Genomic DNA, 15,756 nt, shown 5'->3' with positions numbered 1-15,756 from the left:
TAGGTCCGTATATGAATAAAGTATTAAGGAGACAGGATGGGGTCGCGACCATCGAGTTTGTTCTCGGGTTGTTTCCATTTTGGTTATTGGTTTGTGTTTGGGTTGAAATGAGCTATGTGTCTTATGTATCTGGATTAACCGACTTAGCTTTGGCTGAATCTTCACGTTCGGTTAAGAAAGATGAAGACGGCTATATGAATCAGTTTAGGCAAAGTATAAAAAGCAATAACACCCTTTGGTCACAATTCCTAGATACGAGTAATTTTAAAGTGTCTGTTCATTACATTGCTAGTTTGGCGGAACTTGAGAGTGTCACGTCAGTTTGCCAGCCAGGTGAAGGTGAATTTAAAGAGTGCGGTATTGAGGATAATAGTGCAATTGCGATATATAGGGTTGAGTATAATTACAATCCGATGTTTAACTATTTTTTAAGTGACGATCAACTCTTAGTGCGTGAATCTATTGTGATACAGGAGTATGAACGTGATGAATTTAAACTGTAAACAACGAGGTAATTTCACCGTCGAATTTGCAATTGTTGGCGTGATATTTTCTCTTCTGATTGTATTTAGTGCTGATGTCATTATTAAGTTATCGCTGAAAGGACAGCTGGACCGATTAAGCTACTCAGTGGCCAATATTTTGAAAGAGCGTACCCAATTGTATGATGAAGATTATAAATTATCACAGGCTGAAATATCTACTTTAGACACGATTGCAACACAAAGCATGCGTAGAACGTCTCCCAATTTTGATGAGCAGCGATGGGGTATGCGTATCGAAGCATTACAATTTGATCGCAATGACACGCCGGAAGGCATTTCATTTGATAGAGGCAATCAAGGTGTCAACCCCAGTATTGACATGACGACTCTCGCTAATTTAGCTGTTATGACGAGTTGGGGGCGCAGAGCTAGCATATACCGCGTTACCTTTGTTTACAGAACTGAAAACTGGTTTGGGGCATTAATTGGTGAAGAGTTTAACACCGTATCATCTAGTTCGATAATGATAGGTCGATAATTATGAAAGCATATTACAAGCGTCAACAAGGGCACGCCGCACTGCTATTTACAATGATAGTTCCTGTATTGTTTGGTATTTTTGCATTGGCTACTGACGGTGTACGTGCTTTACAGAGTAAAGCCAGATTAGGGGATGCTGCGGAAGTCGCTATCCTCACCATAGCTGCAAAGAATGCTGACAACAGTGATGCGGATTTTTCTGGTAGTGGTTCAAGAGTAAATAGGGATATCGCTACTCGTGTTATTTCAAACTATTTTTATAATCAGGACTCGATATTACCCCAATATCTAAAGATTAGTAAATTAGCATGTGATGATATACCCGAGTGCCGTGAAGGGTTAAAAAAGGGAAGGAACCGTTTTTATGAGTATCGTATCGAGGCTAAAACGAAACTCAATACATGGTTTCCTGGTAATGAATCTATTGTTGGTTTTGGTGATTCCTTCACTGTTGGCCATGCTGCTAAAGCGCGAAAGTATGTGAATCAAACCGTTGACGTGGTATTTGCTTCAGATTTTACAGGCTCAATGAAGGGTCAGTGGAATGGTAGGAAAAAGATTGATGCACTTAAAACCGTAATGGAAAGTATTATCGTAGAGATAGAAAAGTTTGATCTGCTCACTGACGGAAAAAATGCTGTCGGAATTGTCCCGTTTAATTTCGTAACAGCGGATAGATATGGGAGAAAATTTACTAATCATATATATAACGTGGATAAAACGATAAGTCAGCTTTGGCAGGAAGGAAGGCCAGTTGTGGAGAGCGATGTTTCCTTTTACGACATCCCATTAACGAATAATTATAACTATGTTATTAGCCAATTTAAGGCGTTTACTCCATCGGGGAAAACTTCTTCTTATGAAGGGGTTATTCGAGGCGCTCAGATGCTAAAAAAGGGTAAAAACCCGAGGCGATTACTCATTGTACTTTCAGATGGTCATGATTCATATACTTACAAACTACGGCATGAGGCCTTAAATAATAAGGGTTATTGCAAATTAATTAAGCGTGGGCTTTCAACAGATAAGAACGAGCAGGGTGAACGTTATTCTGCGAAGTTAGCCGTTATTGGTTTTGATTATGACATTAACAAAAATAAAGAATTAGCTCGATGTGTCGGTATTGATAATGTTTATAAAGCAGAAAACGAACAAGAAATATTAGATAAGATCTTAGAGTTAATATCTGAAGAAATCGGTCACCTAAAGTAACTGTAAATGAATGGGAATATATGAAATCTAAAATAGTGTTGTCGTTATTCATATTATCGGCGTGTACAAGTGCGAGTGCAATGGCGATGAAACAAAGCGAGTTTATCTCTTATTGCTCTAACGGACAGCTAGAATATCAACTAGATGTTCACATGGGCGAGGTAAATACGGTTAACGAAAAGCAAGGTCAAATGATGTTAGTTAAGGCTAACAGCGAGACTAACTATGTGTTGAAACGCATGAAAGATAGCTTCCGCGATTCGGGCTTGAAAGAAGAGTGCGCTGAATATTTATATAGGAATCGTGGTCTTGATTTAACTGAGGGTAGTGGCGATATTTTTGCTCGCGTTAACTTTGCTTTTGATGAAGATAAGTTAACAGGCGAGAGTCGACACATTTTAAATGAGCTCGCGACTAGCCTGAAAGACTCAAATACGGGTTTACAATTGATCGGCCATACCGACTCTATCGGGAGGGAAATCTATAACTACGAACTCGGTATAAAACGTTCTGAAAGCGTGAAAACGTATCTGATAGAAAATAGCGTTAATCCTCAGGGGATCGCTTTAGATTCCAAAGGTGAGCATAATCCTGAATCTAATAATGATACACCAGAGGGGCGAGAGAAAAACAGACGCGTAGATATTGAGTTAACAGATATCTAACTGCGATTAATAAGAGTTGTGCTTGTATTAACACAGCTCAGTCTTTGCCATATTAACTCTCTATAGGCTTGTATTGCTTACATTAGCTTAAGTTTACTTAAAGTTAAAAAGGGTAAATCTCGATAGACTCTTAAACTTGGTCTAGTAAGTTAAGAGTAATGGAGAGTTAACCCCTTATGATGAAGTCGATTTCTTTTATATTTAAGCTACGTTACTTATGCTCACTATTATTTATTATTTTTATAAGCCCTTCTTATGCCACTTGTAGCAGCAACCATGCTGCAACGAGTATGTCTCCTTATCAGAATGAAGTAATCAAAATAGGTGTTGTAAGCGATAGCCTATACACAAGAAAAGTTACGAATGGTGATTTTGCCTATGAAATCATAGAAAAACCACTCAAAAACTGTTTAGGCGTTGAGACCCTCATTATTTCAAAGCCCCTAGCTGAATTACTTGCACTGGCTAAGCGTGGGGAAGTGGATTTGATTTTTGATCTTGCTAAGACGAAAGAGCGAAATCAATATTTAGATTATTCAATAAACCTCAGTGATGAAACTCCTTACATAGTGAGCAATAACTCGTTAATAAATAGCCTGAAATCGGGACAATCAATAGCGACATTAAAAGGTTCTGCTTGGATTGAAATGACCAAAACTTTTTTAGAATCAATTGGTTTTGAAAATGATATAAAGTTAGTTGAGTCTATTTCGGATTTAAATAAAGAACCGCTATTTGTTTCGGGTAGCTCCCATATTACAAATTATCATGATTTTAAAATGCCTATATCGAAAATGATAGGAAGCCATGTCGCCGTGATAAAAAGCAAAAGTAAAAAATTATTACCTGTGATAAATGACATTATCGAAGGTATCGATAAAGCTCAATTGGAGAAGGAAATTACCGGTTTTAATAACCAGTATTTATCATTGTCGAATGAAACGTTACAAAATGGTAACTATATTAATGTATTAATGGATTTTCACTTATTTCCTTTTTATGCCGATAAATATAACAACCTATTGATATTTAACAAGTATAGGGATCTTGCAGATGAGGTTTATGGTATTAATCTTATTGATCGAGATTGCCATGATGATAGCTGTTTTAAATTATATGGCGATGACGTAAAGATGGCTATATATGATAAAGAAAAATTGAACGAGAACAGGCCAACTAATAGTTTAGGTTTGGTTCGTATTGTACTGTTTAAAAATACTGAAATTAATGATGTAAAGCGAATAGGCATAATGAAAGAAATGCCGGCAGATCTACGTTCTCCGTCAAAAAAGTATATAGAGTTTGAACATCAAGAAGAAATGGTCGAATATTTTATGGAAGGTAAGGTTGATGCATTTATTTCGACAAATTTAGATGGAGGGCTATTACTCGCGCAAAATCCGGGATTAAACTTTACTGAAGAACAGCTTGGTTTTAAATCCGTTGTCTTTTTAGTCCCTAAAGATCATCCAGAAAGTAACGCTTTATTGTCAATTCTTAATTCACTGATAGAGATATCTAATAACACAGGATATGTTGCAGTCGAAAAACATGGTAGAGACCTTACTTTACAGTCTGTCATTGATGGTAAAAAGGAATTACGAGTAAGAGATTTTTACTCTTATATTCTACTATCTATCATTTTCGTTGTTTATCTTTATTACGTTTATAAAAAAGTGACCGTTGATCCCCTCACAAAGTTGTTAAATTCGAGTGTGATGAAAAAATATCATAGGAAAAATAATTATAATTATATTTCTTATATCAGTATATCGAACTTAGAGAGTATTAAGAAAGCTGAGGGTGTTGAATATGCTAATAACGTAATTAAGAACTTTTCAATAATTCTTGTAAAAAGTTTTTCATCGGGTGATAAGATATTTAGGATTTATGGTGATCATTTTGTTGTTTTTTCAAAAAATAGCTCAGTTGAAATACTTGAATGTAGATTGGGGATATTGAAGAATAATTCAGACGAACAAAGGGTCATATTTAATTGTGGTATTAGAAAGATGACCAGTGATATTAAAGTTGATCTTATTTCGAGTGCCGAAGCTATGTATGCGAATGCTCTCGATGACAGCTGCTTATTTTACTCTTACGAAAGCTCAAAAGAAGTACAGGACTATATTGACAGAAATATAATTAAAGATGTTATTAACAACGCGGTAGTAGATAAAAGCTTTGATGTTAATTTTCAGCCTAAATTTGACTTGAATACCGGGCATATATATGGAGCTGAAGCTTTAGCTCGCCTTTGTGTCGATGGACAGCATTATTCTCCTCAGGTGTTTGTAGAATATTTAGAAAAATGTGGAAAAATACCTGAGTTAGATTATTTGATTTTTGAGAAAACGATAGACTTTATAAATGTTAATAAAATTTATGATATTGTTTTTTCTGTCAACGTAAGTTCTGAAAGCATAGTTTGTGAAAAGTTTAAGACAAAGGTTAGAGTACTATTGAGTAATAATAGTATGATTGAAAATTTAGAAATTGAAATTATTGAATCCATTATATCTGATCATAAAAATGAAGTTATTAATTTTATGACCGAAATAAGAGACAACTTTGGAATTAGAATTTCTTTAGATGATTTTACTACCGGTAATTCATCTATGATACTACTTAGTGAGTTCAGGTTTGACTGTATTAAATTAGATAGAAGCTTGTTCAATGCAATGCACAATAATGCTAAGTTTAAGGGTTCGGTTAAAAATTTAATTAGAGAAATAAGAAATTTCAGTGATGATATTGTGTTTGAAGGTATCGAAAATGAACGTGATGAATCTTTAGTCTTAGAACTTGGTGTCAGTAAGGTTCAGGGCTGGAAGTATTCAAAGCCTATCAACTCTCTAGATTTTATGACTTTAATAAATAGTGGTCGCAATTAATATTTTGATTTTTAAAGTTACGGGTATAGATTTTTGTGTATTATGTTGAATAATGTTGTTAATACGTTTTTTGATTATTTATCAAGAAACACTTATTTACGTGGTCTCTGTAATACCTTTGTAATGTTATTACCCATTCCGATTATTTCAGCGTTATGTGATGTTTTATCATCTTTTTTTGAGGTGTTTGAGATTCATCGATTAAGTTTATTTATGGAACTTGTTTCAGAAAGTACACGCTCGTTATATCCGATATTGTTGATGACTTATTTTTCTTTATTTCTTTCTAAAAAAGAAGGCGTATCCCGTGTTTTAGTTATTACTTCATCTTTAGTGATTGTTTTAATTATATGTAATACGTGTGAAAATATAGATAGCACTGCGTTGCTTAATATGAATATCCCGTTTTTTATTGCAGTGTTAACGCCTGTATTGGTCTCTAAACTTATCTTTTATATTCAGAGCAAAAAATGGCTTATGCGCTCCGAACTGCCTTCTGTAATAGATCAGTCGATAAACCTTGTCGGTGTCACCTTATTGGTTATTGTTATCCTTGGGCTTCCTGCATTTTACCTGTCTTGTTTAGTGATGACAGAAACAGTGACTGGGTTTATCCATTATGATATTAACCCTTTAACTAATGCGCTTCTATTAGAAACAACTCGGAATTTACTTTGGTTCATAGGAATGAATGGCCATGCTGTACTTTCTGGTTCTTCTTTAGATCTTGTCTGTAGTAATACTCTGGAGTTCGGAGAGCTTAAGTGCCATTCTGAGCAGGTTGTTAATAACCTCTTTTTAACCGCTTATGCATCGATAGGTGGTGCTGGTAACTCGTTGAGTTTAGTTATCTGTATGTTATTAACAAAAAATAGAGGCTATCGTCGACTTGGTGCTGTGTCATTAATTTTTAGTTTTTTTAATATTAATGAATTAGTGATATATGGCTTGCCTGTCATGTTTAATCCCATTTTAATCATTCCCTTTATTATGGTTCCCATATTGTCTCTGTCTCTTGCCTATTTAGTGACGACATTAGGTTTAGTGGCGCCTGTGACTATTCCAATTAGCTGGATGACACCGACATTATACAGTGGCTATTTATCTACAGATGGAGATGTGAACGCCGTCGTATTACAAGCGGTCATTGTCATTTGCGGTATCTTCATCTACTACCCATTTTTTCGTCGGATGGATGGTATAAAAATGGTAAATGTGGTTTTTTCTAAGTCTATTTCAGATAACTATTTTAATTATGACAAATTGGACGAAAGTAAATCGATAGGTGGCATGCTACCAGCAATGAATCAGAATATTCTTGCTCAGAATCGTATCAATAAACTGCAACGGAGTGGGGACTTTGTATTATTTTATCAACCACAATATGATTTGCTCACTAAAAATATTGTGTCTATCGAAGCCTTGATTCGGCATAAAGATAATCAAGGTAAAATAACACCCCCAATATTTATAGATGATTTTAATAAAGTGGGTTTGGCATCTGTACTAGACTTCTGGGTATTGCATCGAGCATTGGCTGAAACCGCCGCGATCATTAAGGAATTTGGTATTACAGTTTCAATTAATGTATCGCCTGTGACATTTATTCGAAAAGATTTTTTTTATGCTGTAAAAGAAAAAATTGAAAAAGTAGCTATCCCTTTCTCTAGTATCATTTTAGAAATAACCGAAGATGTGTTGATTAAAGATGAGTTTAATACAGCTAAAACAATTAAAAGATTTAGAGCATTGGGGGTGCAAATTGCGTTAGACGACTTTGGCTCTGGCTATTCATCATTAGGTTATTTGTCTACATACAAATTTGATATCGTTAAGGTTGATCGCACACTAACAATGAATACTGATAATAAAATTGGAGCGGAGCTGTTCTCGTTAACATGCCAGATAGTAAGAGTGCTAGGGGCGAAAATAGTTGTCGAAGGTGTTGAAAGACAAAGTGAAGTTGAATTAATGAAAAAAGAGAAAATTAGTACTGTACAAGGATTCTTTTTTTCGAGGCCAAAGCTAATAGAAAAGATAGATTTTACTGAAAATGTGCAGTTATAAATTCAATTTGGATGTGTTATGAAAAATTTACTTTTTGTATTTTTAACTTTATTCATAGAGATTAATTGTGCTTATGCAAAAAGAGAAACCTATGATGTGGGTATTGTTAAACGAGACAAAATTAGTGAGTTTGTTTTCCAGAAAATATCAGATGAATTATTGATTAATTTTGATTTTCATTATTATGAAAGCTACGATGATATATTGTATTTGTTGAATACTGAGTATTTGGATTTTTCTGCGGATATCACATATACATCTGAAAGGGCGTCTTTTTTGGATTTTACGGCACCTATTCATATCGATTCATCATATGTTTTCACAAAGGATAAGTTTAATAAATCAACTGCTTATAATTTTTCAACCCCTAGCGGTTCAGCATATCACGATGTTCTAAAACTACAACTTTCGAATATATATGTTGATACTTATAAAGACGTTGATGCTGTGTTTTATAACCTTAAACACGAGTATGTTGATGCCGTTATTGGTAGTGTTGGGATGCTTGAGAGCGCCCTTAAAAGGGGTTTTAAAGCTGAGAGAGTATCAAGTATTTTTGATCTTACACCTGTTTCCATTGTGACTAAACATGGAAAAAATGCTTATGTACTCGATGATATTAACCGCTTACTCAGTAAAAATAATCTACAGACTCAGGTAGCGACTGTGATGAATAAAAATGAGTATGATATCAGGCTAACGTTACTACGACAAAAGGTCGCGAAGAGTGATGTGGATATCAATCATGTCATCCAATTTAAAGTTGAGGATTTACAACAAAATGGCAGCGCACCAACCAATGGGTTGAGCTTTACTATCGTTAAAAAAGCTTGTTCTATATTAGGCTTTAAGTGCCAATTAGTGAATGATGTTGATGAATCTTGGGTCGATATTTATAACGAACTAGATAAAAAATCGATTGATATGTTAGCTGCGATGGTCATCACTGACTCCCGTAAAGATATATTCTATTTTAGTGAACCCTATTATAAACCTCACTTATTGTTGATCAGTCGTGCTGGTTACAAAATAAATCAATATCATCGAGTGCCTGAATTAGTTGGTGAGAGGATAGGTGTTGTAGAGGGGGATTATTTTGAAGGTTTTATTACCCAACGCTTACCTAAAAAACCAATATATAGATTTTCGAGTCAAGATAAGATGATTGAAGCTTTGCTTAATGGCTATGTAGATTACATCCCGCTAGGTGAAGGTAACTTCAATAAACTGATGACAAAAGCGCACAGAATACTGCCTGTATCTCAGGTGAAATCTATATCTACTGAAATCGACACCGGTATAGCGATGGCCTTTCAACGTACAGCGTTGGGGAAAGATTACGCGATGTTGTTTTCCGAAGCGCTTCCTCTCGTGAATGTGAATAACATAGTCAACTTTCATGGATTACAACCGGACTGGAAATCTGCTTTGTTAGCAGAAAAAAAATATATACGATTTACTCAAATTTCTTTTGTTTTCGTTGTTATATTTTTGCTTTTATTTACCTATTATTTATATATTCAAACGTCGACCGATTTATTATCTAAACTAGGCAACCGACGAGCACTGACTCGTAGATTCAAGTCGGGCGTTAAAGGTGAGTGTGTTTTTGTTTATTTGGATATTAATCATTTCAAACAGATTAATGATACTTACGGTCATCATGTCGGTGATCTGGTGCTCGTAGCACTTGCTCAAAATATTCAACGTAACTGCCCAGGAAAAGCATATCGTATTGGCGGTGACGAGTTTGTACTTACCCTTAATAAAATCGTGCCTGAAGTATCTGACTTATTCAAGCATTTACAACGATTCAGTTTTAATATTAAAGAAACGGGAGAAGCACTTGATATATCAGTGTCTGCAGGTATTTCATTAAAGCGTTTTAAAACGACATCACTTCAGGATCTATTACGTGATACAGATAATAAGATGTATCACGATAAAACGGCTAATCAACGTTAAACATATCTATAATTACTCATCCAATTCAGCGTACGTCTCCTGATAATACAAAATTACTCTCTTTATAGCCTTCGTTTAGAGGGGGAGTTCTTTCAGGTAATCTTTTATTTCGGTTATTGTGGAAATATATTTGACATCGCTCTCCTCAAGGTTTATATTTCGAACATTCCAGAAATATAGAGATTAAAATTATGTTTAACATTACACAAGCAATGGTGATGGATACTTTAGGCATGTTTGCCTTCCTCGCTGCAGAATTAACGGTACTTTTTTTATTGATTAGTTACGCTGTTGGCGTCTTACAACTGTATATTCCACCGGCTAAGATCCAACGTATTTTGAGTGGTAAGAACGGTAAAGGTTATGTCGTTGCTGGTTTACTCGGTGCTATCACACCGTTCTGTTCATGCTCAACGATCCCTTTTCTAAAAGGACTGCTACGCGCTAAAGCTGGCTTCGGTACTATGATGGTATTCTTGTTTGCGAGCCCATTGTTAAACCCAATCATTATTGGTTTGTTTGCAGTGACGTTTGGTATGCAAGTGACGCTATTCTATTTCGCGATGGCGATGGGTGTATCGGTGATTGCGGGTTACACATTAGAAAAACTGGGTTTTGAAAAGTACGTAAAACCACAAGCGTATATTGAACCTGAAGCTAAAGGTTGTGCATCTGCGTGTGGCGGTAAAAAAGCGCCTGTAAGCAAATGGATGAAAATATGGAATAGCACGTGGACTGACTTTAAAAAAGTATTACCGTATTTAATTGGTGGTATTGCACTTGGTTCAATGATTTATGGCTTTATGCCGACAGAACTTGTGGCGAGTTTAGCGAGTGAAGATAACCCATTTGCTATCCCTGTTGCTGCTGTTATTGGTATTCCACTTTATATTCGTGCTGAGGCGGTTATCCCATTGAGTGCAGCATTAGCAGCAAAAGGCATGAGCTTAGGTGCGGTTATGGCGTTAATAATTGGTAGTGCGGGGGCGAGTTTAACAGAAGTTATTTTGCTTAAATCTATCTTCAAAAACCAAATGATAGCGGCGTTCTTGGTGGTTATTTTAGGGATGGCTGTTAGCGCTGGTTTTTTATATCAGTTCATTTTCTAAGCGATATTTTTAGTTAATAAAGCGTGACATCGTTATCGGTGTCACGCTTTTTTCTTTTTGCTTAAAGAAATCAGGCTATTATTAATTACATAGTGAAATGGTAAAATATGATTTAATTATTTTGTAATTAAATATGTAGCACTAAGTATTTTATGGGCATACTATTGCAAATCTCTAACAGAGAGTAAAACGTTTAACAGAGAGATAAAATGGACTTTACTGCTTCTAAAAGGAATAAGGGTTTTACGCTAATTGAATTGGTTATTACTATTATTGTGCTTGGTATTTTGGCCGCAACAGCTGTACCACGTTTTATTGACTTACAAGATGATGCCAAAAAAGAGACGGTTGAAAACTTTCACGGAAGTCTAAGATCGACTGTGCGATTACTGCATATGAAGTCGCAAATTGATAACCTATTAGGGGACGATGTCACTATCACTACCGATTATGGTGATTATCAGTTTTATCGTGGGTACCCGGAAACTAAAAGTGAAGCGACCGCACCAAATGCCTATTTCATTGAAACCTTCCTGGAGTTAGGCGTGCCAGTCGATGTTATTCAAAATAATACTACGCGAACCGCGATCTATACTGACATTACCGTTTATGAAGATAATGACTTTTCGCGTATCGGTTATGGTTCAGGGAATTTACTCAGTGATCTGTGTTACGCACAGTATCACCATACTAGCGCGACTCAAGTGTTTACATTAGAAACTACGGGTTGTTAATGTGAAGGGATTGGAAAAATAATGAAAAACAGATGTACTTGGTGTGGAGACGATCCGTTATACGTCAGCTACCATGATGAAGAGTGGGGTGTACCGGTTCATGACGAGCAACGTTTATTTGAATTTTTGGTTTTAGAGGGGGCGCAGGCTGGACTTAGCTGGATCACGATATTAAGAAAGCGTGAAAATTATCGTGATGCCTTGCACCAATTTAATTATAAGGTCATAGCTAATTACAGCGAAGATGATGTTAACCGCTTACTCGCGAATGAAGGGATTGTGCGTAATAAACTTAAAATTCGCTCTGTGATAAAAAATGCCCAAGGTTTTTTAAATATTCAAGCCGAGTTTGGTTCGTTCGATGCTTATATTTGGGGTTTTGTTAAAGGTGTTACTCAGCAAAATAATTTACCTTCGCTGGCTGAAACACCGGTTAAAACCGACATCTCAGAAGCCATAAGTAAAGACTTAAAGAAGCGTGGCTTTAACTTTGTCGGACCAACGATTTGTTATGCGTTTATGCAAGCAATCGGCATGGTAAATGATCACACAACCGACTGCTTCTGTCATCAACAAATAAAAGCTTAATTGACTAGCCTTGATTAACGATTGGGGTTAGCAACTTATGCTCTTATTAATAAGTGAGTGATTATTCGGCGCGCTGATCACGACAGACTTCCCTGCCAGAGTTGCTAAAGCTACCCAGATGATGCTCATGCCAGCAGCGAGCATTAATGCCATATCCCAGCTATTTGTTGCTTCATGCAGTGAACCAAAAATAATCGGACTGGTTGCTGCAAACAAATAACCGATACATTGCGCCATGCCTGATAATGCTGCAGCTTGATGGGCGTTATGAGTGCGTAGGCCAACAAAAGATAGTCCCAGAATAAAACCACCACCACAACTAAAGCCTAATAATGTCACCCAGATCACCGCGTGTTGATGCATCAGCAACAAGCCGATAATACCAATGAGAGCCAGCAGTGTCATCGCTACGCCCAATGTACGCTTGTCTTTTACTTTCGCCATTAACGGGATCAGCACAATCGCAGGGGCTGCGGATGCCAGTTGTAAAACACCATGAATATAACCCGCGTCGTGTTCTGAATAACCATAACTGACTAAAATACTAGGTAACCAGGCAATGAAGGCATACATAATAAATGAATTGAACGCTAAGAACCCAGAGACTTGCCACGCTGCTTTGTTGCGCCACATATAACTGTGACTATCAATATCTGGCGTATCTGCGGCTGGTCTGGTGTGGTTACGCAATTGTGGTAACCACATTAGCATGGTGATGATAGGCAGTATTATCGTGCCCGCCAGTGCAAATGCCCAGCTTGGGACAAAGGTAATATTCAGGCTATCTGCGACGTTAAGCATCGGGATTGTAGTACTGGCACTGAGTGTTGCACCAACCCCCATGGTTAATACATAAATCGCAGTTAATGTCGGCACTTTATTGGGGAAATCGCGCTTTAATAAACTCGGTAGCAGTACATTACCGATAGCAATGCCGATACCGATAACACATGTGCCGACATACAAGGTGAGGCTTGAGCCTGCAGAGCGGATGACAATACCGCTTGTAATCGCGAACAGTGCCAGCATGAGTGACGGTTCAAGCCCAATTTTGCGTGCTAATCCAGATGATATCGGTGAAAAAATGGCAAAGGCCAGCAGGGGTAATGTCGTGAGCATACCTGCTTGTGTGGCTGATAAAGCCAGATCGTGAGCGATGAAGTCTAAGATCGGCCCAATACCGGTAATGGGTCCGCGTAAGTTACTGGCGATGAGTAAAATACTGATAATGAGCAGTAGCGGATGCGCAATATTCGGTTTGTTATCTTGTTGCATAAATCTCTCCTCTGAAGCAATGTCTTATATTACCTGTATCTTAATATTCTGAATTTACGTATATTGACATTTTATTACTAAAAACAGCCATTATGAAACTTCCTCACCATGCAATTGGTTTTGACTCGGACAGATATGCAGCAAGTGTCAATGCACTGCGGACATCGGGTCTTGAAAGAGCCTATGAAATGCCTGTCCATCAACATGTTAAATGTCAGTTAGTGATGCCATTAACCGGATTTGTACGTTGTACAATTGCGGATGCCATATGGATGGTGCCAGCTAATTGTGCGGTATGGATCCCAAGCCAAGTGCCACACAGTAACCATATCTCTATTAGCGATGATGTATGCATGCTATTTGTGGACCCAAGTGTGGTGGGGATACCCGATAACATCTGTACTTTGTCTATCTCGCCGCTATTACGTGAATTGATTATTAGTTTGGCGAGTAAAGATCAGCATTACTTATCTGATGCAAGTACCGTGAGATTAGCGCAAGTATTGATTGATGAACTTATTAGCATGCCTAAAGAACACTTTGAATTTCCGATACCAGTTGAGCCAAGACTCAATCAGATTGCTCACCAATTGTTAGCGAATCCAGCGGATCGAAAAACAGTAGGGGAATGGGCTGCGTTGTACGCGATGAGTGAAAGAACATTTTCTCGATTGGTGAAACAAGAAATCGGCATGACATTTGGGCGTTGGCGTGGGCAACTGCATTTGGTAATGGCGTTGCAAAAATTGTCATCAAATGAATCGGTACAACGTATATCGGAAGATTTAGGTTATGAGTCGGTGAGTGCGTTTATTACTTTCTTCAAAAAGACCTTAGGTAAACCACCAAAGCAATATATGAAACAGCCAATTTAAATAATTTTAAATTGGCTGTTTTGATTATGATCGTTATGTTTAGGTATTTATTCGGCTATTCACCTAGCTATTTATTAAAAACTAAATTGATGTTCACTGGCACTGCATCTGACAGCGCAAGACCACCAACTGTTGCGGCTAACTTAGTTAGGTTCGCAGCAGGGATCGAAAAATCACTGGCTTTAACGATGACTGATTTATACGAATTGACGATAATAGCGTCGGCAGTTTTAGTGATAATAACGGGAAAGTTAAATGTTTTTTTACTGCCATAGAAAGATACTTCTGCAGGCACTGTCATTTTTGAAATCGGTTGGGTTAACGAGCTTAAGTCAAATTGTCCGCTAACCATAATGACTGGATTTTCAGACGAATCAAAGAACAATGAGTTAAGACGTTCATTACGGATAGAAACACCTGTATCTATGTTTGTTACTGGTGCGATAACCGCAAATCTACCTTGTTCATCTAAGCTACCAGTTAACCCACTAATGGTAGCGGGCTCTACGACATATTGTTTTTTAATGGTGGCAAAACTGATTGATGAAAAATCTGTTGTTAGATTGAATTTATCTGTAGCGAATGATTGAAATGACAATAAAGCCAGTGATAAAAAAAGTGTCTTTTTCATGTTTATTTTCCTTAATTAACGTTATTTTAAATATAGATTATATTGTTCACGAGCCCATATCTAATCTATACCAAGACTAGTTCAAAACTATTTCAAGACTATCACATCTTTATCACGGTGAGCCTCTTCGTCAGTTATTATGCTTGCTGGTAGCTTAGCCTTATTCATTAAACTCGCATGACTATCGAGTAGTTTTGTTAATTTCGGCGAGATGATATTTTCACAAAATGGCCGCTGTGGATCGTTGTAGTAATAATTTTGCATGCTTTCATCTGACGGTTTAAATTGGTTGAATTTATAGGCGCGGGTAATAAGAGGTTGTTCAAATTCATCTTGTAGCACAGCTAGATTGTGTTTTATTTCGGTTAATTGATAAGGTTCCATAGCATAGACAGCGCTGCGATATTTATCCCGCATAGAATGGGTTTTAGTACTGCTGTGAGTGTGCAGGTGAATGGCGATTAGATTTTTCAAACTGATCACGTCAGGCATATAAGTCACAATAATACCTTCGGTAAACCAATCATCGTCAGCAAACGAAGATAGCCAACCTTGCTCCACTTTTGTTACGCCACGTAGTGATAAAAAGATCGCCTCGGTGCACCAATAGCATGTGCCACTAAGGCCTATTTTTTTGCCTTTATGATGTATTTTATTATCTGTTGTACTGCCTGTTATCGCATCCATTATACGTCCTTGTATACACCTTTAGCTGT

General features: G+C 37.0%; 14 protein-coding genes. 11 read left to right on the top strand and 3 right to left on the bottom strand.

The features are described 5' to 3' along the window. Positions 1-11 precede the first annotated feature (11 nt). From JFU56_RS04995 to JFU56_RS04950, 10 genes are all read left to right on the top strand, one after another. On the top strand, positions 12-503 hold the full coding sequence (locus JFU56_RS04995; RefSeq protein ID WP_198436172.1) for a TadE family protein: 492 nt from the start codon (positions 12-14) through the stop codon (positions 501-503). Further along, complete coding sequence (gene tadF / locus JFU56_RS04990) at positions 487-1,023, top strand: tight adherence pilus pseudopilin TadF (RefSeq protein ID WP_198436428.1); 537 nt, start codon at positions 487-489, stop codon at positions 1,021-1,023. Before JFU56_RS04995 ends, tadF begins: the two co-directional genes overlap by 17 nt. Positions 1,024-1,025: 2 nt before the next feature. Further along, the gene (locus tag JFU56_RS04985) at positions 1,026-2,237 is read left to right on the top strand and encodes a pilus assembly protein (protein ID WP_198436171.1); all 1,212 of its coding nucleotides are present in this window, start codon (positions 1,026-1,028) and stop codon (positions 2,235-2,237) included. A gap of 20 nt (positions 2,238-2,257) precedes the next feature. Next, on the top strand, positions 2,258-2,902 hold the full coding sequence (locus tag JFU56_RS04980; protein ID WP_198436170.1) for an OmpA family protein: 645 nt from the start codon (positions 2,258-2,260) through the stop codon (positions 2,900-2,902). A 176-nt stretch (positions 2,903-3,078) separates the two neighbouring features. Beyond that, positions 3,079-5,796 carry an EAL domain-containing protein gene (locus JFU56_RS04975; RefSeq protein ID WP_242065857.1) on the top strand — a complete coding sequence of 906 codons (2,718 nt, stop codon included), beginning with the start codon at positions 3,079-3,081 and terminating at the stop codon, positions 5,794-5,796. Between the two features lie 42 nt (positions 5,797-5,838). Beyond that, a complete protein-coding gene (locus JFU56_RS04970; RefSeq protein ID WP_198436169.1) occupies positions 5,839-7,863 on the top strand; it encodes an EAL domain-containing protein in 2,025 nt (674 codons plus the stop codon). 18 nt (positions 7,864-7,881) lie between these two features. After that, positions 7,882-9,828, top strand: coding sequence for a GGDEF domain-containing protein (locus JFU56_RS23190; protein ID WP_198436168.1), 1,947 nt, complete (start codon positions 7,882-7,884; stop codon positions 9,826-9,828). 191 nt (positions 9,829-10,019) lie between these two features. After that, complete coding sequence (locus JFU56_RS04960; protein ID WP_198436167.1) at positions 10,020-10,937, top strand: permease; 918 nt, start codon at positions 10,020-10,022, stop codon at positions 10,935-10,937. Positions 10,938-11,146: 209 nt separating this feature from the next. Then, positions 11,147-11,671: a Tfp pilus assembly protein FimT/FimU gene (locus tag JFU56_RS04955; RefSeq protein ID WP_198436166.1), complete on the top strand. Its 525-nt coding sequence runs from the start codon at positions 11,147-11,149 to the stop codon at positions 11,669-11,671. Between the two features lie 21 nt (positions 11,672-11,692). Next, positions 11,693-12,259 carry a DNA-3-methyladenine glycosylase I gene (locus JFU56_RS04950; protein WP_198436165.1) on the top strand — a complete coding sequence of 189 codons (567 nt, stop codon included), beginning with the start codon at positions 11,693-11,695 and terminating at the stop codon, positions 12,257-12,259. 27 nt (positions 12,260-12,286) lie between these two features. Here the strand turns inward: JFU56_RS04950 and JFU56_RS04945 are convergent, their stop codons facing one another. Continuing rightward, positions 12,287-13,534, bottom strand: coding sequence for a CynX/NimT family MFS transporter (locus tag JFU56_RS04945; RefSeq protein WP_198436164.1), 1,248 nt, complete (start codon positions 13,532-13,534; stop codon positions 12,287-12,289). A 188-nt stretch (positions 13,535-13,722) separates the two neighbouring features. On the opposite strand from JFU56_RS04945, the gene JFU56_RS04940 reads away from it, so the two are divergent. Then, positions 13,723-14,409: a helix-turn-helix domain-containing protein gene (locus tag JFU56_RS04940; RefSeq protein WP_198436426.1), complete on the top strand. Its 687-nt coding sequence runs from the start codon at positions 13,723-13,725 to the stop codon at positions 14,407-14,409. A gap of 67 nt (positions 14,410-14,476) precedes the next feature. On the opposite strand, the gene JFU56_RS04935 is transcribed toward JFU56_RS04940, so the two are convergent. Continuing rightward, positions 14,477-15,040: a YceI family protein gene (locus tag JFU56_RS04935; protein WP_198436163.1), complete on the bottom strand. Its 564-nt coding sequence runs from the start codon at positions 15,038-15,040 to the stop codon at positions 14,477-14,479. Between the two features lie 87 nt (positions 15,041-15,127). Continuing rightward, entirely contained in the window at positions 15,128-15,727 is a 600-nt protein-coding gene (locus JFU56_RS04930) for a peptide-methionine (S)-S-oxide reductase (protein ID WP_198436162.1), read from the bottom strand. Positions 15,728-15,756: the final 29 nt, after the last annotated feature.

The organism is Moritella sp. F3 (genome assembly GCF_015082335.1).
Lineage (GTDB): Bacteria > Pseudomonadota > Gammaproteobacteria > Enterobacterales > Moritellaceae > Moritella.
The sequence above is the reverse complement of the archived record's forward strand: the minus strand, read 5'-3'. Positions and strand labels throughout refer to the sequence as shown.